21 protein-coding genes are annotated in these 26,011 nt (G+C 71.0%); 7 read left to right on the top strand and 14 right to left on the bottom strand.

Annotation, left to right across the window (positions count from 1 at the left end; translation table 11 throughout):
* Positions 1-5: 5 nt before the first annotated feature.
* Complete coding sequence (locus NQO67_RS41060) at positions 6-842, top strand: helix-turn-helix domain-containing protein (RefSeq protein WP_255955688.1); 837 nt, start codon at positions 6-8, stop codon at positions 840-842.
* Positions 839-1,099 carry a DUF397 domain-containing protein gene (locus NQO67_RS41055; protein WP_255955687.1) on the top strand — a complete coding sequence of 87 codons (261 nt, stop codon included), beginning with the start codon at positions 839-841 and terminating at the stop codon, positions 1,097-1,099. The genes NQO67_RS41060 and NQO67_RS41055 overlap by 4 nt, the downstream gene beginning before the upstream one ends.
* Before the next feature lie 23 nt (positions 1,100-1,122).
* Here the strand turns inward: NQO67_RS41055 and NQO67_RS41050 are convergent, their stop codons facing one another.
* Positions 1,123-1,824, bottom strand: coding sequence for a hypothetical protein (locus tag NQO67_RS41050; RefSeq protein WP_255955686.1), 702 nt, complete (start codon positions 1,822-1,824; stop codon positions 1,123-1,125).
* A gap of 89 nt (positions 1,825-1,913) precedes the next feature.
* On the opposite strand from NQO67_RS41050, the gene NQO67_RS41045 reads away from it, so the two are divergent.
* Together NQO67_RS41045 and NQO67_RS41040 are read left to right on the top strand one after the other, a co-directional pair.
* The gene (locus NQO67_RS41045; protein ID WP_255955685.1) at positions 1,914-2,768 is read left to right on the top strand and encodes a DUF4132 domain-containing protein; all 855 of its coding nucleotides are present in this window, start codon (positions 1,914-1,916) and stop codon (positions 2,766-2,768) included.
* Positions 2,755-6,459, top strand: a complete 3,705-nt coding sequence (locus tag NQO67_RS41040; RefSeq protein WP_255955684.1) for a hypothetical protein — start codon at positions 2,755-2,757, stop codon at positions 6,457-6,459. Before NQO67_RS41045 ends, NQO67_RS41040 begins: the two co-directional genes overlap by 14 nt.
* 94 nt (positions 6,460-6,553) lie before the next feature.
* Here the strand turns inward: NQO67_RS41040 and NQO67_RS41035 are convergent, their stop codons facing one another.
* The 5 genes from NQO67_RS41035 to NQO67_RS41015 form a co-directional block, all read right to left on the bottom strand.
* Positions 6,554-8,236, bottom strand: a complete 1,683-nt coding sequence (locus tag NQO67_RS41035; RefSeq protein ID WP_374119293.1) for a bifunctional uroporphyrinogen-III C-methyltransferase/uroporphyrinogen-III synthase — start codon at positions 8,234-8,236, stop codon at positions 6,554-6,556.
* Positions 8,237-8,430: 194 nt separating this feature from the next.
* Positions 8,431-9,528, bottom strand: a complete 1,098-nt coding sequence (gene hemC, locus NQO67_RS41030; RefSeq protein WP_255955681.1) for a hydroxymethylbilane synthase — start codon at positions 9,526-9,528, stop codon at positions 8,431-8,433.
* Positions 9,525-11,330, bottom strand: coding sequence for a glutamyl-tRNA reductase (locus NQO67_RS41025; protein ID WP_255955680.1), 1,806 nt, complete (start codon positions 11,328-11,330; stop codon positions 9,525-9,527). The genes hemC and NQO67_RS41025 overlap by 4 nt, the downstream gene beginning before the upstream one ends.
* The gene (locus NQO67_RS41020) at positions 11,327-12,166 is read right to left on the bottom strand and encodes a redox-sensing transcriptional repressor Rex (protein WP_255955679.1); all 840 of its coding nucleotides are present in this window, start codon (positions 12,164-12,166) and stop codon (positions 11,327-11,329) included. Before NQO67_RS41020 ends, NQO67_RS41025 begins: the two co-directional genes overlap by 4 nt.
* A 793-nt stretch (positions 12,167-12,959) precedes the next feature.
* Positions 12,960-13,238: a glutaredoxin family protein gene (locus tag NQO67_RS41015; RefSeq protein WP_255955678.1), complete on the bottom strand. Its 279-nt coding sequence runs from the start codon at positions 13,236-13,238 to the stop codon at positions 12,960-12,962.
* Between the two features lie 126 nt (positions 13,239-13,364).
* Here NQO67_RS41015 and NQO67_RS41010 point away from each other — a divergent pair, with 126 nt between their 5' ends.
* The 3 genes from NQO67_RS41010 (at position 13,365) to NQO67_RS41000 (ending at position 17,596) form a co-directional block, all read left to right on the top strand.
* Positions 13,365-14,318: an HAD family hydrolase gene (locus tag NQO67_RS41010; RefSeq protein ID WP_255955677.1), complete on the top strand. Its 954-nt coding sequence runs from the start codon at positions 13,365-13,367 to the stop codon at positions 14,316-14,318.
* 636 nt (positions 14,319-14,954) lie between these two features.
* On the top strand, positions 14,955-15,803 hold the full coding sequence (locus NQO67_RS41005; RefSeq protein ID WP_255955675.1) for an ECF subfamily RNA polymerase sigma factor, BldN family: 849 nt from the start codon (positions 14,955-14,957) through the stop codon (positions 15,801-15,803).
* A gap of 590 nt (positions 15,804-16,393) precedes the next feature.
* A complete protein-coding gene (locus NQO67_RS41000) occupies positions 16,394-17,596 on the top strand; it encodes a DUF5667 domain-containing protein (protein WP_255955674.1) in 1,203 nt (400 codons plus the stop codon).
* Positions 17,597-17,707: 111 nt separating this feature from the next.
* Here the strand turns inward: NQO67_RS41000 and NQO67_RS40995 are convergent, their stop codons facing one another.
* The 8 genes from NQO67_RS40995 to NQO67_RS40960 form a co-directional block, all read right to left on the bottom strand.
* Entirely contained in the window at positions 17,708-18,889 is a 1,182-nt protein-coding gene (locus NQO67_RS40995; RefSeq protein ID WP_445195121.1) for a lysophospholipid acyltransferase family protein, read from the bottom strand.
* 218 nt (positions 18,890-19,107) lie between these two features.
* Positions 19,108-20,184 (bottom strand): NAD-dependent epimerase/dehydratase family protein, encoded by a 1,077-nt coding sequence (locus NQO67_RS40990; RefSeq protein WP_255955704.1) that lies wholly within the window; start codon positions 20,182-20,184, stop codon positions 19,108-19,110.
* A gap of 343 nt (positions 20,185-20,527) precedes the next feature.
* Entirely contained in the window at positions 20,528-20,626 is a 99-nt protein-coding gene (locus tag NQO67_RS40985; RefSeq protein ID WP_003948845.1) for a 30S ribosomal protein bS22, read from the bottom strand.
* 229 nt (positions 20,627-20,855) lie between these two features.
* Positions 20,856-21,065, bottom strand: a complete 210-nt coding sequence (locus NQO67_RS40980) for a helix-turn-helix domain-containing protein (RefSeq protein WP_255955672.1) — start codon at positions 21,063-21,065, stop codon at positions 20,856-20,858.
* 693 nt (positions 21,066-21,758) lie between these two features.
* Complete coding sequence (locus NQO67_RS40975) at positions 21,759-22,931, bottom strand: acetoin utilization protein AcuC (protein ID WP_255955670.1); 1,173 nt, start codon at positions 22,929-22,931, stop codon at positions 21,759-21,761.
* 88 nt (positions 22,932-23,019) lie between these two features.
* Positions 23,020-24,258, bottom strand: coding sequence for an MFS transporter (locus NQO67_RS40970; RefSeq protein WP_255955669.1), 1,239 nt, complete (start codon positions 24,256-24,258; stop codon positions 23,020-23,022).
* 90 nt (positions 24,259-24,348) lie between these two features.
* Positions 24,349-25,197 (bottom strand): VC0807 family protein, encoded by an 849-nt coding sequence (locus NQO67_RS40965; protein WP_255955668.1) that lies wholly within the window; start codon positions 25,195-25,197, stop codon positions 24,349-24,351.
* A gap of 148 nt (positions 25,198-25,345) precedes the next feature.
* A complete protein-coding gene (locus tag NQO67_RS40960; protein WP_255955667.1) occupies positions 25,346-25,996 on the bottom strand; it encodes an HAD family hydrolase in 651 nt (216 codons plus the stop codon).
* Positions 25,997-26,011: the final 15 nt, after the last annotated feature.

The following is a 26,011-nucleotide window of genomic DNA, read 5'->3' as shown; positions in this document are numbered from 1 at the left end:
CAGACATGGGCGAGTGGGACGCGGAACTGGACGGTGACGACGAGGCCGGTGCCGTGATGCGGACCGTCGGGCGACAACTCAAGTATGCGCGGGAAGCGGCCGGCCTCACACAGGCCGAGTTCGGGACAGCCATCGGGTACGGGGAGGAGCAGGTCTCCTCCGTCGAGCGGGGAAAGCGCATCCCTCGGCCCGAGTACCTGGACAAAGCGGACGAGGTGCTGGACGCGAACGGCCGGATCTCGGCGATGAAGAAGGACGTGGCGGAGGTCCGGTACCCGAAAAAGGTACGGGATCTGAAGAAGGTGGAGGCGGAGGCAATCGAGCTGTGTGCCTTCAATAATTCCGTAATCCACGGGTTGTTGCAGATCCCAGAGTACGCAAGCGCAGTGTTCGGTGCTCGCAGACCGCCGTTCACGGACCAGGAGATGGAGCAGAGGCTCGCCGCTCGGCTGTCTCGCCAGGAGATCTTCGACTCCCCTGCTGCAACGCCCGTCTTCAGTTTCATTCAGTGCGAGTCAACGCTACGACGCCCCTACGGGGGCAAAATGGTGATGCACAAGCAACTCGAACGGCTGTTACACCTCGGGGAGCGACCGAACGTTGATATCCAGGTCATGCCCTTGGACCGACAAGGCAATGCCGGCATGGACGGACCGTTCCGCGTACTGAGGCTTAAGGACGGCACCACTGTTGGGTACAACGAAGTGCAGTTCGTCAGCCGTGCGATCGTGGAACCGAAGCTCACCCCGATCCTTGCCATTCGTTATGGGGTCCTGCGATCTCAGGCGCTCACCCCGCAAGAGTCACTGGACTTCATCAAGCACATGCTGGGAGACGCATGAACCTCAAGCCCCACCTCGGGAACGCCCCAGCGTTCACCTGGATAAAAAGCAGTTACAGCGGCGCGGACGGCCCCGACTGCCTCGAAGTGGCCTGGACGAAGAGCACCTACAGCACGGCAGACGGCCCATCCTGCGTAGAAGTGGCCACCGTCCCCGCCACCATCCTCGTCCGCGACTCCAAGAACCCCACGGGCCCCCGCCTCGCCTTCGCCCCCGCCACCTGGGCGACCTTCCTCCCGTTCGCTTCCGGAGACTGACACACGAGGGCGGCCGGATCACGCTAGTCGTCCCGCGGGTCGAAAGCGACGTCTCCCTGGGCGTCGATCCCGACGGACACGTTTCTCCGGTCGCCCTCCCACCGGCCGTCGGAGCACCACCAGAACACGGACTGGCACTCGTAGCGGGTGGGCTTGGCCACCTCGACCCGGAAAACCTTCGGCATCTTGTCGCAGCGCAGGCCGGCTTCCTTCTGGGACGCATGGCCGTATGAGGCGTAGACGTTCGGGGCCGTCAGCAGGCCGGTGACCAGCCAGCTCCGCATCGACATCGTGCCCGTCACGTCCGTCATGGAGCCGCCGGAGAACTCCACCCGCCACACCGTCTCGAAGTCCCCGTACCGCACGGTGCAGCGGTAGTCTCCGGCCTCCCCCTCCGCGAAGACGTGCTCCTCGCACCGGCCCGGCCGCATCTCGCCCTTGGCGCCCACCATGCGGAGCGTCTTCCTCATCAGCTCGCGCATCGCCTGGTCCTCGTAGGAGGACTGCTCCTTCGCGGGCGGCAGCGCCGCCTCGATCTCCTGATCGGTCATGCCCTGCGGGAGGCGGGCGAGCGGGTGGACCGTGACCGGCAGTTCGGTCCCGGGAAGGCGGACCGCGGCCCGGTCCCGCTCCTCGCATGTGTGCTCGGGCGCAGGAGAGGCGGAACACCCCGCCAATACCCCCACGACGGCGGCCGCCACGACCGTCCACGCGTTGCGTCTCATCGTTCGGGTATACACCGGGGCCCCGGGATCCCTCCCGTACCCGGTAGCGCACCGGACCGATTGTCAGCGGGATCTGACACAGTCTCGCCATGTCACATCCCCTCACATGGATTCCCGCGGCCCACGGCCATGAGCTGGCGCTGGACGGAACCACCCTCAGATGCCGCAAGAGCAACGGACAGATCCTGAAGTCCGTCCCCAGGACGGCGCGCTACAGCACCGTCGGGGAGGAGCTGTCCGAGCTGCGCGAGCGGCTGGTGCGGCACGAGTCGACGTGCCGGGCCACCGTCGACTCATGGCTGCTCGCCGGCGTGCCGATACCCGCCGCGCTGCTGGCCCGCGTCTGGCCCGACCCGGCCTGGCGGTGCTGCCTGGAGCACCTGGTGGTGACCGTCGACGGGCAGACGGGCCTGCTGGCGGACGTGACCGAGGCGGGGCGCACCACACTGACCGGGCTGGACGGCGCGACGTTCACCGCGTCGCCGGGGCCGGTGACGCTGCCGCACCCCGTGCATCTGCTCGACGCCGATCGGTGGCGCAAGGTGCTGGAGAGCCAGGACGCCGCGCAGGGCATCCCGCAGTTGACCCGGCAGACCCACCGGCGCCCGGCCGAGGCCCAGCCCGAGGCCACCAGCGTCGACGACTACGCCGGTGGCCGTTTCGAGCGGTTGCAGCAGGCCACGGCGCGCGCCGCCGAGCACGGGTTCGCGGTACGCGGCGGCTCCGCGGTGCTGGACGTCGCCGACGACGGCGTGCGGGTGCAGGCCCGTTACTGGGTGGGCGCCGACGATCCCAAGGAACCGACCACGACCGGGCGACTGGTGTGGGTCGACGCGGCGGAACGTCCCCTCACGCTCGCCGAGGTGGGCCCGGTGGCCTGGTCCGAAGGCGTCCGCATGGCCGCGCTGATCCACGAGGGAAGGCAGCCCGATGAGCAGCAGTGAAACGATCACACCCGGCAGTGAAGTGATCCCACCCGGAAGTGAAGCGACCGCGCTGGAGGCGGGTCTGGCGCCCGTCGGCACACCGGGCGGCGAACCGGTCACGGCCCGCCGCTACCACCACCCCAGGCTCGGCGCCCGGCCCGTGGTCCTGCTGTGCGGGGACGCCACCGCGCCCGGCGAGGATCGGGTGCTGGCCGCCGCGGGGTTCGCCGCGCCCGACGTCGGCGCCCCGGTGGCGGCCGGGCGCAGGGGGGAGTTGGGCTACCCGGCCTGGGCCGTCGTCCACGACCCCGCCCATGCCCAGGTCGCGCTGGACGCCGCTCCCAAGATGGCACGCGCCGAGCTGCTGGCCAGGCCCAAGCCGGGTCCTGCGCTCGACATCTATCAGGCGCTCGCCGCCACCCTTCCGGACGACCACCTCCCCGTCTACTGGGAACAGGTGGGCCGGGCGTTCATCGCCGCCGAGCGGCACCGGCAGGCCGCGATGATGTTCGGCCGGGCCCGCGCCGCCGAGCAGCACGTCACGGCCGTCGACCCGGTGCGGCGCAGCGCGGTGTTCCTGGAGTTCGCCCTTGCCGGAGCCCTGTCGGCCAAGGACATCAAGGCGTACGTCGCCGACCTGAGCCGGTCGCCGGACCCCGCGGCGGCCTACCGGGAACTGCGCGAGCTGGCCGTGCGCCGCACCCTCGGGGGGCTGCCGCCCTGGCCCGACATGTTCAAGCAGCTCGGCAAGCTGGCCAAGGCCGCCGGTCTCGACGTGGCCGAAGAGCACGGGCTTGTGCTGGCGGCGCTGTTGGACGCGCCGGCGCTGTGGCGGGCCTCGGAGAGCTTCTGGACCTCCCAGCGCAAGACCTGGGTCGCCGCCATGGCCGGCTCTGCCCCCGTGAAGAGGCGCCTGCTGTGGCGGCTGGCCGAGCTTCCGTACTCGGACCTGGACGCCTGGTGGGTCACCCTCCTCGACGAGGTGGCCGCCTTCGACGAACTCGGCGACGACACCGGCGCATGGCTTTCCCGGATGCTCCGCCGCTACGGCGGCGGCCGGCGCGCCCCCAAGGCGCCCCAGAAGCTGCTGGACCTGCTGCCGCGGCTGGCCGACCGGGTTGCTCCGGAGAGCCGCCCGCTGCCGCTCGGGAACGGCACGACCCACATCGACGCGGCCGTCATCGGCGGCTGCCTGGCCGCGGGCATCGCGGTGGCGGACCCCGATCCGCACCTGCTGCTGGCGCACTGGTCGGACCAGAACCGGGTCGACCTGGTGGCGCTGACCGCCGACGACCGGTTCGCCACCCCGCTGACCAGGTCCATCGTCGAGGACAAGGGGTACTCGGGCTATGACGAGCGGTGGCGGACGGAGTGGACGATCGAGCCGCTCCGCCCCTTCCTGCGCGACATCGTCGACAGCCGGCTGCGCTGGGCCGCGTCCAGCGGACTCCAGACCGCCCTGGACGCGTTCGAATGGCTCCACGGAACGCTGAGCAGGCAGGCGGTCGCGCATATGCCGGACCTGCCGGCGCGGCTCGCCGCCGTCGACATGGTCACCCCGCTGACCAGGACGCTGCGCGCGGGCATCTTCGACGAATACGGCTGGGACGCGCTGGACCAGGCCGCCGCCGAGCTGGGCAGGAAGACCTGGTGCCGGGCGAGCTGGCCCATCCTGACCGTGCACAACCAGCGCAAGGCCATCGCGGTCGGGCCCGGCGGACGCATCATGGAGCACCAGCTGAAGGTGCCGTCGAACGCCAGCCAGTTCAGCTACGACGTCCGGGTGTTCTTCTCCGCCGGCGAGTTCCTGGTGTTCCACGCGGTCAACCAGACGCAGACGCTGTACTGGTCCGGCGCGCCCCAGCAGCTCCACATGGAGCACGAGACCTCGTGGCGGTGGCGGTACGGCGAGAGGAAGCGCGCCGGCTACACCTTCGTGGGACCCCGCGTCCAGCGGTTCACGGGTGCCCCGCTGCCGTCCCACGGTCCCCGGCTGCTGTCCGTGGGCGACAACCGCCTGGGCCCCGACGGGCACATGTTCCACGACGGTCGGACCTTCTGGTGGTACACGGGCGAGGGCGCGGGCTCCCGGGTGCGTCCCATCGACCCGGTCACCGAGGAGCTCGGCGAGCCGGGCCTGCCGGCGTTCCTGGACCCGGCCCTGCTCGGCGAGGACGAGCACTGGCAGATCGGGCGGTCGTCGCTGGCCCCGGTCGCCCCCGGCACCGCGACATCCCCCCTGGGCACCGACGGCACCCACCTCGGCTTCCGGGTCGCCCGCAACCGCCGCACGGGAGAGGTCGGCTACCACCGGATCGACGGCGTGCACGGCACCGTCCCGGCCACCGTCCCGGGCGTGGTCCCCTGGGGGCTGCTCGACGTGCCGGGCTCGGACGGGCGGCTGCTGCTGGACAGCCACACCCACTACCACGTCTACAGCGTCACCGCCCGCGATCCGCAGACCGGCGAGGCGTACTGGCGGGCCTGGATGACGGACCCGGACCGGGTCGTCATGGACGATCCCGACCCGATGGCCGCGGGCACGGTCCGCATGCCACCGAAGGCGTTCTGGCACTTCCTGACGCCCCGCGACCTGCCGGGCTCCCGGGCGCTGCGGGAGATATCCGAGGACACCGTGCGCGGGCTGCTGGCAGCGGCGGCCACCTCCGAGTCGACGCTGCGGGAAGCGATCGGGCGCCTGCTGCCCGACGTCAGCCATCCGCTGCTCCGAGACGGCATCGTGGGGATCGTCAAGGAGGCGGCCCGCCGGATCCCGGATCGGAACAGGCTGCTGAAGGTGCTCGAACCAGCCGTACCCAAGCAGCTGGAGGTGTCGGGACCGGACCTGGACGACGCACTGTACGGGCTGGTCAGCCACTTCGGCGAGGGTCACGGGGGCCTGGTGCGGCAGGTCGAACTGGCCGCAGCGTTCTTCTCGGGCTCGATCGACGGCGAGACGGCGATGGCGCACTGGGACATCCACCGCAGCCAGTACGACTGGACCGAGCTGGCCGGCCGCATCGGCGGCCTCGCCGTCCGCGCGGCCGGCGCCGTCACCCCGGCTGCGCAGCGCACCGCGCTGACCGCGCTGCTGAAGTTCTGGGCCTCGTCTCCGCTGCTCGATCCGTCACTCCAGCGCGGCCTGCACGACCATGAGTCACCGAAGGCGCTGTCCACCGCGGAAGGCCGGCTGCTGCCGCTGGACATCGCCATGCACTTCGGCGACTGGGCCCGTTCGCACGACGACGGCAACTACACGATCAAGGCGTTCCTGCAACGCGGCGACGTGCCGCGCCCGGACGGTTACATCGACGTCCGCCCGGTCGCTTCGGGCTGGGCCACGGCCAAGCGGCTGAAAGCGCTGGTCGCCGAGCTGGAGCGGCGTGACCCGGTGCCGTTCGAGCCGGCCGCCGCCGAGCGGCTTGCGGCGGCCACCGATCTCGACCGCGCGGCGGCGGCCCTGCTGCTGGCCGGTCTGCCCGGCGTCGAGGACAGCGGTCGCGTGTCGGACCTGACCCGCGAGAACCTGGGGCTGAAGGTGACGGAGGCGGACGCCGCACGTGACCGGTGGTGGCGCGTGCCCGCCGCCGCCCGGCTGGAGCTCTACGACGCGGCCATGCCCGACGATCTCGCGGAGCTGTGGGACCAGCACGCGATGGCCGACCGGTTGGCCGTGGCCTGGCGGAAACTGCCGCAGGCGGCTACCTGACAGGTGACGGCTTACAGACGCGGAGTGCACCGCAGGACACCCCTTCGATGTCCTGCGGTGCACTCCGCGGTGGCCCCTGAAACCGGCGGCGCCGTTACGTCGTCGTCCTCCGCCGCCGTGCCCCCGGCCGCCGCTCGCTGGGTCGGGTCACCGGGTCACCGGCCTCCACGGCCGCGTCGCGGCGTCCCGCACCGAAGTCCGCCAGGGCCTCGGCGAGCTTGAGCACGGACGGCTCGGGGGCCATCACGTCCACCCGCAGGCCGTGCTCCTGCGCCGTCTTCGCGGTCGCGGGACCGATGCACGCGATCACCGTCACGTTGTGCGGCTTGCCCGCGATGCCGACGAGGTTGCGCACCGTCGAGGAGGAGGTGAACAGCACCGCGTCGAAGCCGCCGCCCTTGATCGCCTCACGGGTCTCCGCCGGCGGCGGCGAGGCGCGCACCGTGCGGTAGGCGGTGACGTCGTCGACCTCCCAGCCCAGCTCGATCAGGCCGGCGACCAGCGTCTCCGTGGCGATGTCCGCACGCGGCAGGAACACCCGGTCGATCGGGTCGAAGACCGGGTCGTACGGCGGCCAGTCCTCCAGCAGACCCGCCGCCGACTGCTCGCCGCTGGGCACCAGGTCCGGCTTCACGCCGAAGGCGATCAGCGCCTCGGCGGTCTGCTCGCCCACCGCCGCGACCTTGATCCCGGCGAACGCACGCGCGTCGAGCCCGTACTCCTCGAACTTCTCGCGGACCGCCTTGACCGCGTTGACGGACGTGAAGGCGATCCACTCGTAGCGTCCGGTGACCAGGCCCTTGACGGCGCGCTCCATCTGCTGCGGAGTGCGCGGCGGCTCGACCGCGATGGTCGGCACCTCGTGCGGCACCGCCCCATAGGAACGCAACTGGTCGGAGAGCGAGGCCGCCTGCTCCTTCGTCCGCGGTACGAGCACCTTCCAGCCGAACAGCGGCTTGGACTCGAACCAGGACAACCGGTCGCGTTGCGCGGCGGCGGAGCGCTCACCGACCACGGCTATCACCGGGCGACCGCCATCCGCCGACGGCAGCACCTTGGCCTGCTTCAGGGTCTGCGCGATGGTGCCGAGGGTGGCCGTCCAGGTGCGCTGGCGGGTGGTGGTGCCGGCGACGGTGACGGTCAGCGGGGTGTCCGGCTTGCGGCCCGCGGAGACCAGCTCGCTGGCCATCTGCGCGACCGTGTCCAGGGTCGCGCTGACGACAGCGGTGCCGTCCGACGCGCCCAGTTCCATCCAGCACCGCTCACCCGCGGTGCGCGCATCGATGATGCGCACATCGGCGCCCTGAGCGTCCCTGAGCGGCACGCCCGCGTACGCCGGCACGCCGACTGCCGTGGCCACACCGGGCACCACCTCGAAGGGCACGCCCCCGGCAGCGCAGACCAGCATCTCCTCGGCGGCACAGGTGTCGAAGCCGGGGTCGCCGACCACCGCACGGACGACCCGCCTGCCGCCCTGTGCAGCCGCCATGACAAGATGGGCCGCATCCCTCAAAGCGGGGACACCAGCGGTTTTTGACGCGCCGTCAACAGCCCGGCCGTCGATGACCGCCGGCTGGGGTGTGCCCGCCGGCCGCCCCTCAGAGGTGGCCGCACCCAGGTCGGCCTCGCCCTGCACGGGTGCCTCGGCACGGTCCGCCGCCGTGTCCCACACGGTGACGCCGGCTCTGGTGTGCCCGCGCACCACGTCGAGCACATCGGGCTCGGCGATCAGCACGTCCGCGGTGGCCAGTGCCTCCACGGCGCGCAGGGTCAACAGGCCCGGGTCACCCGGCCCGGCACCGAGGAAGGTGACGTGACCTTGGGTGGTGGTCGATCTCTGAGGCGCCGTTCCTGCGGTGTGCTGCTCGGTGCCGCTGCCGCGTGCGGTGGCCCGGCCGTTGGGGGCGTTCGAGGCCGCCTTGCCGCGGGCCGGCTGAGCAGAGTGGGTGGGATGGTTCGAGGTGGTGGGGCTCAAAGTGCTCGCTCCCCCATCAGACCGGCCGCGCCCTTGGCCAGCATCTCCGCCGCGAGTTCGCGGCCGAGCGCCGTCGCTTGGTCGTGCGCCTGGGGCACGGGACCGGTGGTGGACAGCTGCACCAGCGTGGTTCCGTCGGTGGTACCGACGACGCCCCGCAGGCGCATTTCCTTGACAATCTGCTCGTCGGCCGTTGGGGTCTCCCCCGCTCGACCGAGGTCGAGACCTTGGGGAAAGTCGGCCAGCGCACCCACGGGCGCACTACAGCCGGCTTCCAGGGCGGCGAGCAGGGACCGCTCCGCGGTCACGGCGGCCCGCGTCAGCGGGTCGTCGAGTTCGCCGAGCACGGCAGCGAGCGAGGCGTTCGTCGACGCGCACTCCACTGCTAGTGCCCCCTGGCCGGGGGCGGGCAGCACGGTGTCGACCGACAGGAAGTCGGTCACCTCGGCGCTCCGGCCGAGCCTTTCGAGCCCGGCAGCGGCGAGGACCACCGCGTCGAGCTCGCCGTTGCGTACGAGGTTGATCCGGGTGTCGACGTTGCCGCGCACCGGGACGGTCTCTATGGCCGCGTGCTGGCACCTGGCGAAGGCGTTCAGCTGGGCCATGCGGCGCGGCGCGCCGGTGCCGATCCGCGCCGGCCGCGACGTGTCGGCGATCAGCTCGGCGAAGCTCAGCCCGTCCCGGGCGACGAGGACGTCACGCGGGTCCGCACGCCTGGGCACCGCGGCCAGCGTCAGGCCCTCGGGCTGTGCGGTCGGCAGGTCCTTCAGCGAGTGCACCGCGAAGTCGACCTCGCCGGCGAGCAGGGCCTCGCGCAGCGCGGTCACGAACACGCCGGTGCCGCCGATCTGCGCCAGGTGCTCGCGTGAGATGTCGCCGTACGTGGTGATCTCGACGAGTTCCACGGCGCGTCCCGTGGCCTGTCGCACCGCCTCGGCCACCATCCCGGACTGGGCCATGGCGAGTTTGCTGCGCCTGGTCCCCAGCCGCAGCGTCCCCAGCCGCAGCGCACCCGTGTGCACGGCCTCACCGGGGCCCCGGGGAGCGTCCCCCGCGGTCCGGGGAGGTTCCCCCGCGAAATTGCCGTCGGTCATGCTCGCCCTCGGTTCTCGCCGTCACCCGCGTGGGCGGTGGCGTCGCTCACATCGTTGCGTTCGGCCCGGGAAACAGCGGCGACCGTCTCCGGGTCCAGGTCGAAAAGGGTCCGCAGCGCGTCCGCGTACCCGGCGCCGCCGGGCTCGGCCGCGAGCTGCTTGACCCGCACGGTCGGTGCATGCAGCAGTTTGTCCACGACACGCCGCACGGTCTGGGTGATCTCCGCGCGTTGCCTGTCGTCGAGCCCCGGCAGCCGTCCGTCCAGACGGGCGATCTCGCCGGCCACCACATCGGCGGCCATGGTACGCAGTGCGACGACCGTTGGAGTGATACGCGCGGCACGCTGGGCGGCCCCGAACGCCGCGACCTCCGCCGCGACGATGGACCGCACCTGGTCCACGTCGGCCGCCATCGGCGCATCGGCGGCGGCCTCGGCCAGCCACTCGATGTCCACAAGACGGACCCCCGTGATCCGGTGCACGGCGGCGTCCACGTCGCGCGGCATGGCCAGGTCGAGCAGCGCCAGTGCCACGGGCCGGGAGGTCGGGCCGTCCGGCCGGGGGCCACGGCGCTCCGGCACCCGACCGCGCGCCGCCGCGGCGGCCAGTGCGGCGATCGTTTCCGCTTCGGCCGCCGGGTCGTGCACGACGGGCCGCTTGCCGGTGGACCGCCCGGCGGGGGTGGTCCCGTTGTCGATGCCCTTGTCGACCCACACGGCGTGCTGCTCCAGCGCGGCCGCGTCCATGCCGGCCACCGCCGCGTCGCCCGCCACGGAGAACCCGGAGGGCACCTCCTGCACGGCGGAGAGATCGACGGGGCAGGCCTCGGCGTTCCGGGCGCCCGGACGGTTGTGCGCCGGTGCACCGGTGTCCGGGTGTCCGGCGGCGTGGCCCTGGTGCGGCGCGGTGTGCGCGGGGTCGGCCGGGACACGGCCGGCGACCGCGGCCTCGACGGCCTGGGCGGTGAGCACCAGACCGGTGGCGCCGGTGCAGGAGACCACGACGTCGGCACGTGTCAGCTCGTCCGGCACCCGGTCCATGCCGACCGCGCGGGCCGGCACACCGACCCGTGCGCCGCTCGCGGCTGCGGGCCCGGCACCCGGGTCGCCCGCCGTCAGGGCGCGGGCGAGCCGCTCGGCGCGCGCCGGTGTGCGGTTGGCGATCACGATCTCGCCGATCCCGGCGCGCGCGAGCGTCGCCGCGGCCAGCGAGGACATCGAACCGGCGCCGATCACCAGGGCACGCTTGCCGGCGGCCCAGGAGTCGACCGGCGCACTGCCGGCCAGCTGCTCGAGCCCGAACGTGACCAGGGACTGCCCGGCACGGTCGATGCCGGTCTCGGAGTGCGCCCGCTTGCCGACCCGCAGCGCCTGCTGGAACAGCTCGTTGAGCAGCCGGCCCGCGGTCTGCTGCTCCTGCGCGGTGGCCAGCGCGTCCTTGATCTGCCCGAGGATCTGCCCCTCGCCGACCACCATCGAGTCAAGACCGCAGGCCACCGAGAACAGGTGGTGGACGGCACGGTCCTCGTAGTGCACGTAGAGGTACGGGGTGAGCTCCTCGAGCCCCACACCGCTGTGCTGGGCGAGCAGCGTGGACAGCTCGGCGACGCCCGCGTGGAACTTGTCCACGTCCGCGTACAGCTCGATGCGGTTGCAGGTGGCGAGCACCGCGGCCTCGTCGCTCGGTTCGGCGGCGAGGGTGTCGTGCAGCAGCTTCGCGACGGCGTCCGCCGGGAGCGCGGCGCGCTCCAGCACGCTCACCGGCGCGCTGCGGTGGCTCAGTCCGACGACCAGCAGACTCATGCCGGCATCACGGCGGGGACATCCCCGTCGGGTCCCTTCGGGGTCTTCGGCGCCACGCCGTCGGACGCCCCTCCGGCGGCGGCACCGGCGGCCGGCGCTGCTCCGGCGGACAGGGCGGGGGCGCGCCGGGTCTGCCTGGCGCGCTCCTCACGCTCGTCGTGCGCGTCGCGCTCCTCACCGTTCTTGCGCTGCTCGTGGAAGGCGAGGATCTGGAGCTCGATGGAGAGGTCGACCTTGCGAACGTCGACGCCGTCCGGCACGGACAGCACGGTCGGCGCGAAGTTGAGGATGGAGGTGATTCCGGCGGCCACCAGGCGGTCGCAGACCTGCTGGGCGGCGCCGGCCGGCGTGGCGATGACGCCGATCGAGACGCCGTTCTCCTGAATGATCGTTTCGAGCTGGTCGGTGTGCTGCACGGGGATGCCCGCGACCGGCTTGCCGGCCATGGCGGGATCGGCGTCGATCAGCGCGGCGACCCGGAAGCCGCGGGAGGCGAACCCGCCGTAATTGGCCAGGGCGGCGCCGAGGTTACCGATTCCGACGATCACGACCGGCCAGTCCTGGGTGAGCCCCAGCTCACGGGAGATCTGGTAGACGAGGTATTCGACGTCATAGCCGACACCACGCGTCCCGTAGGAGCCCAGGTACGAGAAGTCCTTGCGGAGTTTGGCGGAGTTGACCCCGGCGGCGGCCGCGAGTTCCTCGGAGGAGACAGTGGGAACCGAGCGCTCCGACAGTGCCGTGAGGGCCCTCAGATACAGCGGAAGCCTGGCGACGGTGGCCTCGGGAATCCCTCGGCTGCGGGTCGCCGGTCGGTGAGTTCGGCCAGTTGCCACGATGCTCCTGCGGGTAGATCGGGGCTGTGAGCGGCCATCTGTTCCCGTACCGCCCCATCGAAAGCAGGCTATGCCTTTGTGAACGCGTGCACAAAGATTGTGTCCGATTTGCCCCCGCAACGTGACCGGGGTCACGCGACCTACGTTCGAGGCCATGGAACCCCTGTGCGGGCGACAGCGTTGCGCTCGTCGCTCCATCACCGGCGGCGGGGGATACGGGGGCAAAGCAGGACACACTCCTCACGATCCTCACCCCCGAGATCGGATCGAAGCTTCGATCGTAAGACGATCGTATGCGAATCTCAGAGGGTCGAATGACCCCTCGCACGGTGACAGTCGCCTCACGCGCCCCGTCCGCGCACCGGCCCGGGCGCCGGCCCGGGCTCCGATCCGGCAGCACGCACGGGCGCGTCCCAGGCCCCCGCACACCCGCCGCCACACACCGGCACGGAGCCCCAACGAAGCACGAAAGACCTGGCCACAGAGGTGCGGACGCATGATCACGGACACCGCACGCGCCGCCTCCGGGACGACCCGCGGGGGCGTGGTGCGGCTCGCGCCGGCAGGGGCCCGAATCGACGGGCCACCCGGCACACTCAAGCGGGACGGCGCACGGAAAAGCCACACCCCACACGGAAACGACTCAGCATATGAGCTGATGAACCACTCGACTCGACGCACCGGCCGAGCCACTCGCCACTCCAGCCACCCGGTCGACTCGATCCACCAGACCGTCTCGACCTACCCGGTCCACCAGGCCGACCGACCGACCAGGCCGACCTACCTACTCGACCTACTCGGTCAGTGCGCGACGCAGCCGGTCCTCGCTGACCCGCCAGAAGTCGTGCTGCGCACCGTCCACCAGCACCACCGGGATCTGCTCCCAGTACTTGCGGTACAACTCCTCGTCGCGCAGGATGTCCTGCTCCTCCCAGGAGGAGCCCAGGTCGGTGCAGACCTTCTCGATCACGGCACGTGCGTCGTCGCACAGATGACAGCCGGGCTTGCCGATCAAGGTGACCACACGGTCCTCGGGCCGCCGCTTCCCGCGGCGTCTCAACAGGGGGCTCATGCGCTCCATTCTGACCCCGCGCACGATGCGTTCAACCGGCCCCTGGCCACGACCCCGTAGCGCAGAGTTCACAGCACGTCACCTGCACGATGCCGGGACCACGCTCCGACTGGCTATGCTCACGTCATGTCCGCTCTTGGATGGCTCACACCCCGCAGACGCTCCGCCACCGCACGCAGCGTGTTGGCCGGTGAGGCCTCGGCGGAGGCGGCGCGCACGTCCTCCCGGGAGCATCCGGAGGCGGCCGAGCGCCGCACCGCGAAATCCCCGGCACCGGGCGAGACCGAGGAACCCTTCCCGGTCGCCGGCGACACCCACGCCGCCGCGTTCTTCGACCTGGACAACACGGTGATGCAGGGCGCCGCCATCTTCCACTTCGGCCGCGGCCTGTACAAGCGGAAGTTCTTCCAGCGCCGCGAGCTGGCCCGGTTCGCCTGGCAGCAGGCGTGGTTCCGGGTCGCCGGGGTCGAGGACCCCGACCACATGCAGGACGTGCGCGAGTCGGCGCTCTCCATCGTCAAGGGCCACCGCGTCGCCGAGCTGATGGCGATCGGCGAGGAGATCTACGACGAGTACATGGCCGAACGGATCTGGCCCGGCACCCGCGCCCTCGCCCAGGCCCACCTGGACGCCGGCCAGCGGGTCTGGCTGGTCACCGCGGCGCCGGTGGAGACCGCCACGATCATCGCCCGCCGGCTCGGCCTGACCGGTGCGCTCGGCACGGTCGCCGAGTCCGTCGACGGTGTCTACACCGGCAAGCTGGTCGGCGAGCCGCTGCACGGCCCGGCGAAGGCGGAGGCGGTGCGCGCCCTGGCCGTCGCCGAGGGGCTCGACCTGTCGCGCTGTGCCGCGTACAGCGACTCGCACAACGACATCCCGATGCTCTCCCTGGTCGGCCACCCGTACGCCATCAACCCGGACGCCAAGCTGCGCAAGCACGCCAAGCAGCAGGACTGGCGCCTGCGTGACTACCGCACGGGGCGCAAGGCGGCCAAGGTCGGCATCCCCGCCGCGGCCGGCGTGGGCGCGGTGGCAGGCGGCACGGCAGCGGCCATCGCCCTGCACCGCCGCCGCCAGTAGCCGGGTACGCCATGGCCCGCCGTGGGCCCCGTGGCGCCGAAGGCACCGGTAAGGGGCGCGGGGATGGGGGTGCCTCCCACCCCCTTGAGGCAGTGGGGGAGCGAGCAACCCCCACCGGCCGCTGGTCCGTATACGACCGAAACCACCCCTCTGCGCCGGCGGCGACCCGCAAGGTCGCGTCACAGCCGGTCACGCAGCCCCCTGCGCCCACCGCAGGGGGCGCCGTACGCACCCACACAGCCAGCGCAGCCGGCGCAGCCGGCAGTCAGCGCACCCAGACCGGCGCACCCCGAACCGCCCCACCCGGGCCACTTCGCGCCATAGGCGCGCCACGCGGCAATCTCACCTTTTTACCCCTGCACGCCCCTCGCCAGTCGTGTTGACACCAGACGACCACAACACACCCGGAATGAGATCGTGAATGATCAGTTTCGATCAACATCCGGACATCAATTGCGACTTGAACGGTCGTCTCTCGATAACAGAAGTGACGGAACCGACGATTTGAGCAACTGGGTGTAGTGCTGCCTGTACGAAGCGTTATTCTCCTCAGACGAAAACCGGTACCCACACGTCGTCACGACGGGTGAATGGTCCCGTACTGCACGTGATGGAAGCTCTGCCTCTGGGAGTCTTGTGTACCCACACGTCGGGGTTGACGCCTCGGGCCTGGCTACGTTGCGCGCTACAGTCCTCGACTGCCTGCGCGACTTCGTCCCCACCGTCCCCACCGCGTATGCCGCCTCCACCGCATACGCCGGCCCCACGGCCCTCACCGCCCCCACCCGCGCCATCTCATCCGAGCCACGCCCCACCACCGGCCCCGTCGGCCCGTGCTACGCACTGGCCGACGGCAGCGCCGCCGTCGGCAGGCGGGGCCGCACAGCACCCGCCACATCCACCACCCCCACCATCCGACGCCCCGCAGCGGACAGCGACAGCGCCCGCATGATGGAGCTGGTCGAGCGCGCCCAGGCCGGCGAGGCCGAGGCCTTCGGCCGCCTCTACGACCAGTACAGCGACACCGTCTACCGGTACATCTACTACCGCGTCGGCGGTAAGGCCACCGCCGAAGACCTCACGAGCGAGACCTTCCTGCGGGCGCTGCGCCGCATCGGCACCTTCACCTGGCAGGGTCGCGACTTCGGCGCCTGGCTCGTCACCATCGCCCGCAACCTGGTCGCGGACCACTTCAAGTCCAGTCGCTTCCGCCTGGAGGTCACCACCGGCGAGATGCTCGACGCCAACGAGGTGGAGCGCAGCCCCGAGGACTCCGTCCTGGAATCCCTCTCCAACGCCGCCCTGCTCGACGCCGTCCGCAGGCTCAACCCCCAGCAGCAGGAATGCGTCACGCTGCGCTTCCTCCAGGGCCTGTCCGTCGCCGAGACCGCCCGCGTCATGGGCAAGAACGAAGGCGCGATCAAGACCCTCCAGTACCGCGCGGTCCGCACCCTGGCCCGGCTCCTGCCGGACGACACCCGCTGAGCGACGCCGACTCCCGTCCACGACACCCCGCCGACGGCACCACCCACCGGCCGACGGCGGCCCGGCACACCGAGACACCCCCGATCCCCCTCACCCGCGTGTCCTCGTAAAGCCCCTAACCGCCCCAGGTACGATCCCACCCGTACCTCTCGCCCACCATTCCATACGTCCCCAGCACTCCCCGTACACCGCGTACACCCCGCCCACCTGGGAACACCCTGCCGCCCCGCGCGCCAGCACCCTCCCGCACGCCCTCCCGCCGCCCCGTCCCCACCACGGCCGCCTTCCCACCCGGCCGGCCCCTCAGCCCCTCCCCCGCCGCGCCGGCGAGCAGGCGCCCGGCCACCCCGACGACCCACCGACACACAGCGCAACGATCAACTCACATAACGTGCACGACAATTGGCGTCGTGGTCCGATCATCTTTCGTCCGTAACCCAAGTGCTGCACCGCTCGTTGTCCGGGATACAGGCTCCCTGCGGTTGAAGGCTCACGATCTACGCTCACTCATTCGTGTGAGCGTAGGTATGGGCTGCAACCCTCAGGATCCTCTGGGGAGTCGACCGTCATGACGAGAGGAGGTGCCGCCAGTGATCGCGAACGTATCGGCACACCGGCGGGCGAACGCCTTCGCCCGAGCCCTGGAGGAGCGATCCGCCCGGGGCACCACGCCCGAGGAGCCGGCCGAACGGCCCGAGCACACCCGGATGTTGGCCGTGGCAGGCAGTCTCGCCGACATGCCCAAGCCCGAGCTGGACGCGGACGTCAAAGCCGTCCAGCGCACCCAGCTCATGGCCGCCATGGAAGCCATGGTGCGCGAAGGCACGACCCCGTTCGAAGCCACCGACCCCACGGTCCCCGAACAGCGGTCCCACCAGCGCAGGGGCTCCCACCGGGCCGGACCCCTGGGCGGGCTGAGGCCACGCTCCCGCCTGTCCAAGAGCATCGCCGCAAGCGGGCTCACCCTCGGCGTGGCCGCCGGAACCTTCGGAGGCGTCGCCGCAGCCAGCTCCGACGCGCTGCCAGGAGATTCCCTCTACGGCCTCAAGCGGGGCATGGAGGACGTCAAGCTCGGCATGGCCAGCAGCGACTCCGACCGCGGAGGGCTCTACCTCGACCAGGCCTCCACCCGGCTGAACGAGGCCCGCCGGCTCATGGAACGCGGCCGCTCCGGCCCCCTCGACCCCGAATCGGTCGCCGAGGTCCGGCACGCCCTCTCCGGCGTGCGGCACGACGCCTCCGAGGGCCGCCGCCTGCTCTTCGCCGCCTACCGGCGCGACGGCTCCCTCACCCCCATCGAGACCCTGTCCACGTTCTCCCAGACCCACCGGGACAGCTGGGCAACCCTCCGCGACCGGCTCCCCCACCAGCTCGGCGACGTGCGCGACGAGGTCAGTTCGGTCTTCGACGCCATAGACCAGCAGGTCGACCCGCTCCGCCCGCTGCTGCCCTCGCCCTCCCAAGGACAGGGCTCAGCCGGCCCCTACAGCGCCCCGGCCGCCGACCAGCCGTCCGACACCCACAACACATCGTCCTCGGCCCCCGGCTCCCCGTTCAGCAGCGGCGCCGACCACACCGACAGCCCCGAGCCCTCCACCTCGGACAACGACGGACTGCTCGGCTCCACCCCAAGCCTGTTCGCCCCGCCCACCGACGATCTGAACCCCCCGAGCCCCACCGCCAAGGGCGGCCGCAGCGGCCGGATCCCCGACGCCGACGTCACCCTGCCGCCCCTGCTCCCCGGCTTCCTGCCGGACCTGGACCTGGACCGGGAGGACGACGGGACGGACTGACCGTTCCCCAGACACAGCTCCGGAGACAGAACTCCAGAGATCTCCACAGACAGCACTCCCAGGGCGCGGATCCGGCCAGAACCGGCTCCGCGCCCTCGCTGGTCCTCAGGATCAGAAGAAGACCGACCGGCGCTGCACCAGCAGGCGGTAGAGGGTGTGCTGGATCTGCTCGCGTACCTGATCCGTCAGGTTGAACATCAGCATCGGATCCTCCGCCGCCTCCGGCGGATGCCCGTCGGTCTCGATCGGCTCGCCGAACTGGATCGTCCACTTCGTCGGCAGCGGCAGGGCGCCAAGCGGACCGAGCCAGGGGAACGTGGGCGTGATCGGGAAATACGGGAACCCGAGCAGGCGCGCCAGCGTCTTCGCGTTCCCGATCATCGGGTAGATCTCCTCGGCCCCGACGATCGAGCACGGCACGATCGGGACACCGGCCCGCAGCGCCGTCGACACGAAACCACCCCGCCCGAACCTCTGGAGCTTGTACCGCTCGCTGAACGGCTTGCCGACGCCCTTGAACCCCTCCGGCATCACCCCGACCAGCTCGCCACGCTCCAGCAGCTGCTCCGCGTCCTCCGCGCAGGCCAGCGTGTGCCCGGCCTTACGCGCCAGCTCGTTGACGACCGGCAGCATGAAGACCAGGTCCGCCGCGAGCAACCGCAGATGGCGGCTGGCCGGATGGTGGTCGTGCACGGCGACCTGCATCATCAGGCCGTCCAGCGGCAACGTCCCGGAATGGTTCGCAACGATCAGCGCCCCACCCTCGGACGGAATGTTCTCGACGCCCTGCACCTCGACCCGGAAGTACTTCTCGTACAGGGGCCGCAGCAGGGACATCAGGACCTGGTCGGTGAGCTCGGCGTCATAGCCGAAGTCGTCGGTGTCATAGTCACCGGTCAGCCGCCGGCGCAGAAAGGCAAGGCCCCCAGCGAGCCGGCGCTCCCAGTCGGTACCCGCCCCACCGGCGACACCGCCGGCCTCAGGTGACTCGTGATCCGCACCGTGGACGTCAGCACCCGGGTCCGGGACCTGCGATCCGCCACCAGCGGTCGGGGACGCGCCTGCCGCGGCACCCGCGCCACGGGACCCGCCTCCCGCTTCCGGGGACCCGGTCCGCCGCCCTGCCGACGGCCTGCCCCCCTTCCGGCCGCCCTTGCCACGCCCAGGGCGCGGCGCGGCATCGGGGCCGTCGTGGGTCCCGGTGCGTCGGGTCTGCTGCTCGGGGAGCGAGGCGACCTCCCCGGCCTCGGGCGCGCCGGTGTCCCCGTCACGCGCGCCGGCTTCGTCATGCACGGCGTCCGAGCCGTCCGACGCGCCCTCGGCGTCCGTGCGCCCCGGCGTGTCCGAGTCGCCGGTACGCGATGCGGTGGCCCGGTCAGTGGCGCGAGACTGGGCGGCGCGACGGCGCCCGGAGCGCTGCGCGCCGGCGCGCGAGCGGTCGTCGTCGAACGGAATGACCTTGGCGTCCGCCATTGTTGCTGCGCTCCTCTATCGACCCTTATCGACCCTTATCAACCTTGGTCGGCGCCGGTGGGGGCCGGCTGTCGCACGGTCCGGACGGCCTTGGCGACCAGCGCTCCGGCACGGTCGACGGCGTCCGCCACCGCCTGCGGCGGCAGCAGCCCGACACCATGGGCCCGGACGAACTCCGCGAAGGTCTCCGCAGTCGAGTACCGCGGCGTGAAGCGGAGAATCTCACGCATCCGCCGGGTCTCCACCACCCGCCCGTGCGTGAGCAGCCGCACCTGCTCCGGCGAGAAGTCCGTCACACCGAGGGTCCGCAGCGCCGAACGCGCCCAGCTGACGGCGGGCAGCAGCACGGGCACGGTGGGACGGCCCAGCCGGCGCGCACACTGCGACAACAACACCACACCGTCACCCGCGACATTGAACGTACGGCTGCCCGGGGCCTCGAGATCCGCCCGGTGCGCGGCCAGCCGCAGCACGTCCAGCACATCGTCCTCGTGCACGAACTGCAACCGGGGGTCGTAGCCGAAGACGGTGGGCAACACGGGGAGCGAGAAGTACTCGGAGAGCGGATTGTCGTCGGCGGTGCCGAGGATGTTGGCGAACCGCAGGATGCACACGGCCACATCGGGCCGGCGCCGCGCGAACCCGCGTACGTAGCCCTCCACCTCCACCGTGTCCTTCGCGAAGCCGCCCTGCGGCAACGACTTGGGGGAGGTGGACTCGTGGAAGACGGCGGGGTCGCGGGGCGCGGAACCGTAGACGTTGGTCGAGGACTTCACCACGAGTCGCCGGACGGTCGGAGACTTCTGGCAGGCGCCCAGCAGCTGCATGGTGCCGATGACGTTGGTCTCCTTGACCGCGGCACGGCTGCCGCCGCCGAGTGCGGTGCCGGAGACGTCCATGTGGACGACCGTGTCGACGGAGTACTCGGCGAGCACCCGGGCGATCGCCGGCTGGCGTATGTCCGCCTGCACGAAGTCGGCGCCGCCCAGCTCGTGCTCGGGCACCACCGCGTCCACGGCGACGACCCGGTCGACCCCGGGTTCCTGGTGGATGCGGCGCGCGAACCGGCCGCCGAGCTGCCGGGCCACCCCGGTCACCAGCACGATCCTGCCCAAGGTCAGCCGCCTGCCTTCCCGCATGTCCGAGCACTCTGTGGCCGACCGTAACCCCACCCGATCGCGCGGCCCTGCACGCCGCGCCGCCCCGAGTGCAGGCCGCCCCTACTGTCGTACCGCGCGCGGGACCGTCCCGGGTACCGCGTTATCGAGACGGCACGAGGCCGCCGCATTGTCGAGACGGGTACGTCACCGCGTCGACACGTAACCATCGCCGCACGTCATCGAGAACGACAGCCGCATCGCGAACGACAGCCACACAGTATCCCGCCTGGTCACGCACCAATGGCCCTCCCACCTGTGGTGGAAGGGCCACGGACCGCGTTGGTCCAGCGTCGCGCTCTTACTTCTTGTTGCGCCGCTGCACGCGGGTGCGCTTGAGCAGCTTGCGGTGCTTCTTCTTCGCCATCCGCTTGCGCCGCTTCTTGATAACTGAGCCCACTGCTACCCTCGCTCATTTCTCATCTGCTTAGTGATCCCCGACAGGGGCAATCACCCGTGCGGGGCTGCGTTGGGGCCCACACGACCTACGAAGGGCTAGCGTACCCCGGCCGTGCGCCAGGGTTGCAATCGAGGGGTGGGAAAGCCTCCACGAGTGTTCCGGGGGCGTCCGTGGCTCCGCTTGCACGGAACCGGGCGGGCCGCCCCCGGAACGCGGAGGAGATCCGCCGTCAGGCCGTCTCCACCCCCACATAGGAATCGCGAAGGTACTCGTGAACCGCATGCTCCGGGACTCGGAAGGACCTCCCCACCCGGATCGCGGGCAGATGACCGCTGTGCACCAAGCGGTACACGGTCATCTTCGACACGCGCATCACCGAGGCGACTTCCGCCACGGTCAGGAACTGAACCTCGTTCAGAGGCCTCTCGCCAGCAGCCATGACACACCTGAACCTTCCGCACATGACGGGCCCGGCTTCCCCTCCGGTGACTCCTCGTCGCTGTGCGCTCACTCCCCAGCGTAGGGGCGGGTGATACGAGTGGGGAAGAGGAGCAGCATTCAGCCGCCTACTGTGACAGACACGCCCGTTTGAGTACATAGCGAGTAAGCGGGCGGTAGGACGTGGACCGGGCACACCCGTCGACTGGCGCACGCCCGAGAGCACCACCCGCCGGCGCCGCCACCTCGCGCCCCATGCCGCACCGCGCACCGCCCCGCATCCCACACAACCCCTTTGACCTGCGACGCAGCCGGTCGCACGCCGTCCGAAACGTGCTCCGGCAACCCCGCACAACTGGTCGTAGCAACGGTCAATACGGGACAGACGGGGAACGGGAGGCCGATGTGTGCGCCGGTCTCACACCCGTTCACCCGCGCGCCTCCTTTCCGCACCAGAGCGACTCTTCGTACGCCGCAAAACATGCGGATGCGTAGCGGGAACCAGGTCGTTATGTCGACATGAGCGCCCTGCGATGAGCTGAGGGCGAGTAGCACACCCGGGCACGAGTGTCTGTCCGGACGGCGGCACGGCCTGCGTACCCCGAAGACTGGCCAACGCCGGCGCCGGAACCGTCGACGGCGGCCGGACCCTGTTCCGTGCCCGCTTCTGGCCGCCCCACGACAGGGGCGACGGCTATGGCAGCATCCCCCGCAGCGGGAACACCGCGTTGCGGGTCGCCCGGATGGCCTGATCCACCCGTGCGGCCGGATCGTACCCGTTCTCCCACGCGGACCAGGAGACCGGCCACCGGCCGTCCGTCATCCGCCCGGGCACCATCCGCCGCCCTCGCGCGAACACTTCGGCCCGCCATTCCTCCGGAAGCTCCGTCTCGGGTTCGACGGGACGTCCCGCGGCGATCGCCACCAGGTGCGTCCAGGACCGCGGTACGACGTCCACCACCGCGTATCCGCCACCGCCCAGGGCGATCCAGCGCCCCCCGGCGTGCTCGTGCGCCAGCTCGTGACAGGCCCACTGGACGGCCCGCTGCGCATCCAACGACACCGCCAGGTGGGCCAGCGGGTCCTCGAAGTGGCTGTCGGCGCCGTGCTGGGACACCAGCACCTGCGGCCGGAAGTCGGCCACCAGCTCCGGCACCACGGAGTGGAACGCGCGCAGCCAGTCGGCGTCCGAGGTCCCGGCCGGCAGCGTCACGTTCGCCGCCGACCCCTCGGCCGCCTCGCCACCGGTCTCCTCCGGCCAGCCCGTCCCCGGGAACAGCGTCCCCGGATGCTCGTGCAACGAGATCGTGAGCACCCTCGGGTCGTCCCAGAAGGCCGCCTGCACACCGTCGCCGTGGTGCACGTCCACGTCCACGTACGCGACCCGCTCGGCGCCCAGTTCCAGCAGCCGGGCGATGGCGAGGGCGGCGTCGTTGTAGATGCAGAACCCGGAGGCGGCCCCGGGCATCGCGTGGTGCAGGCCACCGCTGAAGTTCACCGCGTGCAGGGCCGCACCGCGCCAGACGTCCTCGGCGGCCCCCACCGACTGCCCGGCGATCAGCGCGGACACCTCGTGCATTCCGGCGAAGGCGGGGTCGTCCAGGGTGCCGATGCCGTACTGGCCGTGCATCGAACCCGGGTCGGCGGACGCCGCCTTCACCGCCTCGATGTAGTCCTCACGGTGCACCAGCCGCAGCGTCGAGTCGCCGGCCGGCGGTGCGGCGACGACCCGCAGGTCACGGTCGAGCCCGAACGCCGTGACGAGCCGTCTGGTCAGGGCCAGCCGGACCGGGTCCATGGGGTGCTCCGGACCGAAGTCGTACCCCGTCACTGCGTCATCCCACATCAGCTGTGCACGGCCGCTCATGCCGTCACCGTATCTGCCCCGGGCGAGGGCCCTCCGCCTGGACCGCCGCCGACGCCCGGTCCTGGCCACCCCAGCTGCCCCAGCTGCCCTAGCCTGCCGCCGCCCCGTCCGAAGCGGCCGGCGCCCCGCCCGGCGATGCCGGTGCGGCGTCGTCCTGCGGCGCGAAGGACCGGGCGTAGCACAGCGTCACGAGCACCAGCACCATCGGCACCAGCATCGCCGCCCGGTAGCTCCAGGCGTCCCCCAACGCCCCGACCAGCGGGGAACCGACCAGGAACCCGACGTAGTTGAAGACGTTCAGCCGTGCCACGGCCGCGTCCGAGGCCCCCGGCCCGTACCGTTCGGTCGCGCGCCGCCCGGCCGCCGCGAAGGTCTGCGGCACCAGCACGCACAGCCCGAGCCCCAGCAGCGTGAAGCCGAGTATCCCGCTCCACGCCCCCGGCGCGCCCGCCACCACGGCGAACCCGAGCGCCGCGACGACCGTCCCACAGCGCACCACGCCGACCGCTCCGAACCGCCGCACTCCCAGATCCCCGAGGGCCCGCCCGACCAGCGTCGTCGCCATGTAGACGTTGTACGGCACCGTGGACAGCTGATCAGAGCCGCCGAGCACGTCCTTGACGTACTTGGCGCTCCAGTTGGAGACGGTCGAGTCCCCGATGTACGCGAACGCCATCACCAGGCACAGCGGCAGGAGCAGCCGGAAGGCGACGGCTTCGGGCGCCGGCGCAAAGGCTCCCGGAGCAGCGCCCTGCACGGAGTCCGCCCGGCTCCCGTCGACGTACCGGCGACTGCCGGCCAGCGCCGCCGGAAGCAGCACCACGACGACCGGCAGGTAGGTGGTGAGCAGCGACAGCTCCCAGTGGGCGCCCGCCCAGGCCACCGAGGCGCCGACGATGCCGCCCAGGCTGAACGCGGCGTGGAATCCCAGCATGATGCTGCGCCCGTAGGCGTGTTGGAGGCTGACCCCCAGCATGTTCATGGACGCGTCCAAGGCCCCCACGCACAGCCCGAACAGCCCGAGTGCGACCGCCACCTGCCAGACCCGGTCCCCGGCAGCGACACCGAGCAGCGCCAGCAGCACCAGCGGCTGTGACCAGCGCAGCACCCGGCTCGGCCGCACGCGCCGCACCAGGTGCTCGGTGCTGACGCTGCCGACACCCGCGAGCACCGGAACGGCGGCGAGGAAGGCGGGCAGCAGCCCATCGGATATCCGGTAGTGGTCCTGGATCGCCGGAATGCGCGTCACGAGCACCGCGAACGCCACGCCCTGGGCGAAGAACGCGAACGCCAGGGAGGCCCTACCGCGCCGCAGCACTTGCGTCATGGCGGCACAGCGTAGGGCCCCTGGCTACCCACGGGTAGATGAATCAGGCAACTATCTTCGTGGACCGGTCGATGTGGATGGGTCGATGACCTAGTGGTACGGGGTGCCGAAGGTCCCGTTCGGGGCCTCGGCGGACTCGCACGAGCCCTCTGGGACACCTGCGTTGTACGCGTTATGGGCGTTGTACGTGTTGTGGGCGTTGTACATGTTGTGGGCGTTACGCGTGTTGTATGCGTCGTACGTGGCTGGGGACGGCTCCTGCCTGGTCGTCTCCAGTTCGCACTCGACCATCTTCTCCATGGGCCCGATGGCCAACTGCCCGGAGACCACCATGGCCAGTACCACGGCGACCACCAGGATCACGGTGCCCAGCCACACCATCGTGTCCACCGGCACCGTGTACGCGCCCACGATCCGCACCAGACACTCCGCCAGCAGCGCGATCCCCCACACCAGGGAGAACCTGCGCTCGGCCCGCACGAACCGGGGTTCGCTGGCGGCCAGCCGCTCCCACGCCGCTGTCCGCTGTGGCTCCCCCTTGGTGATCCAGGGCTTCAGCCCGGCCGTCATCACGGGCCGGCCCATTGCCACCGAGACCAGCACCCCGATGCCGATCGCGCTGCTGACCCCGCTGTCCTTGGCGAGCATCAACCGGGGGTCACCCGTGACGGAGGCGAGGAGCACGCCCACCACGTTGACCACGAGGATGAGCGCGGCAAGCGCGTTGAGGCTGCGTTCCCGAAGGACGCTCCACACGGTTCGCAGCGCCGGTACGACGCTGCTCCAGCCCAGCGCGGCCACCGTACTCATTCCGAATCCCTTGTTCAGCAGGTAGTACGAGCTGATGGGTACGGCTGCGTCGAGGACGAGGGGCTTCAGTCCTTCGAGGGGGTTCACGCGCTTGTGTGTGGTGGTCGCTTTCTCTGCCGGCCCATTCATGATCGGGTTCCTCCGTCGTCGCTGTGTACGTCCCGTTCTCGACGTCTTCAGCTTCGCCGGCGGACCCTGCACGGCGTCAGAAACGATCGTCCGGAGCTACGGGTGACAAAAGTCAGGTCGGCAGTCCGGCCTTCCGTCATGACAAGGCTTAAAGGAGCAGGTCAGGTAGGTCAGCCATGTTCCCGAAAAGCTTGTTCGCTCCTGCCTCTGAGAGCTGCTCGGACGGGGTCATCGCCGTGAAGCCGAACACGTCCATTCCGGCTGCAAGCGCCGCCTGCACCCCTAGCGGGCTGTCCTCGACGACCGCGCACCGCCCCGGAGCAACTCCCATACGACTGGCCGCGTGAAGGAACAGATCGGGCGCCGGTTTGCCCCGCCCCACGTCCTGCGAACTGAAGATCCGGCCGTCGTCGAACCATCGGTCGAGTCCGGTCTTGCGGTGCCCCACCCGAATCCGCTCATGGCTCCCGGACGAGGCCACACAGTACGTGCTTCCGTATGCCGTCAGCTTCTCCAGGACCTCGGTGACGCCGGCGACCCTGTCCAACTCGCGCTCGAACGCCGCGAAGACGCGGGCGTGATACCGGTCGTCGAAACCCTCTGGAAGCCGCTGGCCACTGCGCTGGAAGACCAGATCGTGGATGCGGTGATTGGCTCCACCCATGTAGTCCCGGAGGGAGTCCTCGTACGTGGTGGGGTGGCCGAGTTCGGTCAGGTACTCGGCGAGGATCCGATTGGAGATCGGCTCACTGTCCACGAGCACGCCGTCGTTGTCGAAGATGACCAGGTCGTAGCGCATGCCCTGACATTACGC

The organism is Streptomyces odontomachi (assembly GCF_024435355.1).
GTDB classification, from domain to species: Bacteria; Actinomycetota; Actinomycetes; order Streptomycetales; family Streptomycetaceae; genus Streptomyces; species Streptomyces odontomachi.
Note: the sequence above shows the minus strand (reverse complement) of the source record. Positions and strands in the feature narration are given on the sequence as shown.

Excerpts from the sequence above, each read along its gene's own strand:
- NQO67_RS41060 (WP_255955688.1), top strand. The coding sequence starts at position 6 with ATGGGCGAGTGGGACGCGGAACTGGACGGTGACGACGAGGCCGGTGCC.
- NQO67_RS41055 (WP_255955687.1), top strand. The coding sequence starts at position 839 with ATGAACCTCAAGCCCCACCTCGGGAACGCCCCAGCGTTCACCTGGATA.
- NQO67_RS41050 (WP_255955686.1), bottom strand. The coding sequence starts at position 1,824 with ATGAGACGCAACGCGTGGACGGTCGTGGCGGCCGCCGTCGTGGGGGTA.
- NQO67_RS41045 (WP_255955685.1), top strand. The coding sequence starts at position 1,914 with ATGTCACATCCCCTCACATGGATTCCCGCGGCCCACGGCCATGAGCTG.
- NQO67_RS41040 (WP_255955684.1), top strand. The coding sequence starts at position 2,755 with ATGAGCAGCAGTGAAACGATCACACCCGGCAGTGAAGTGATCCCACCC.
- hemC (WP_255955681.1), bottom strand. The coding sequence starts at position 9,528 with ATGACCGACGGCAATTTCGCGGGGGAACCTCCCCGGACCGCGGGGGAC.
- NQO67_RS41025 (WP_255955680.1), bottom strand. The coding sequence starts at position 11,330 with ATGAGTCTGCTGGTCGTCGGACTGAGCCACCGCAGCGCGCCGGTGAGC.
- NQO67_RS41015 (WP_255955678.1), bottom strand. The coding sequence starts at position 13,238 with ATGAGCCCCCTGTTGAGACGCCGCGGGAAGCGGCGGCCCGAGGACCGT.
- NQO67_RS41010 (WP_255955677.1), top strand. The coding sequence starts at position 13,365 with ATGTCCGCTCTTGGATGGCTCACACCCCGCAGACGCTCCGCCACCGCA.
- NQO67_RS40980 (WP_255955672.1), bottom strand. The coding sequence starts at position 21,065 with ATGGCTGCTGGCGAGAGGCCTCTGAACGAGGTTCAGTTCCTGACCGTG.
- NQO67_RS40975 (WP_255955670.1), bottom strand. The coding sequence starts at position 22,931 with ATGAGCGGCCGTGCACAGCTGATGTGGGATGACGCAGTGACGGGGTAC.
- NQO67_RS40970 (WP_255955669.1), bottom strand. The coding sequence starts at position 24,258 with ATGACGCAAGTGCTGCGGCGCGGTAGGGCCTCCCTGGCGTTCGCGTTC.
- NQO67_RS40965 (WP_255955668.1), bottom strand. The coding sequence starts at position 25,197 with ATGAATGGGCCGGCAGAGAAAGCGACCACCACACACAAGCGCGTGAAC.
- NQO67_RS40960 (WP_255955667.1), bottom strand. The coding sequence starts at position 25,996 with ATGCGCTACGACCTGGTCATCTTCGACAACGACGGCGTGCTCGTGGAC.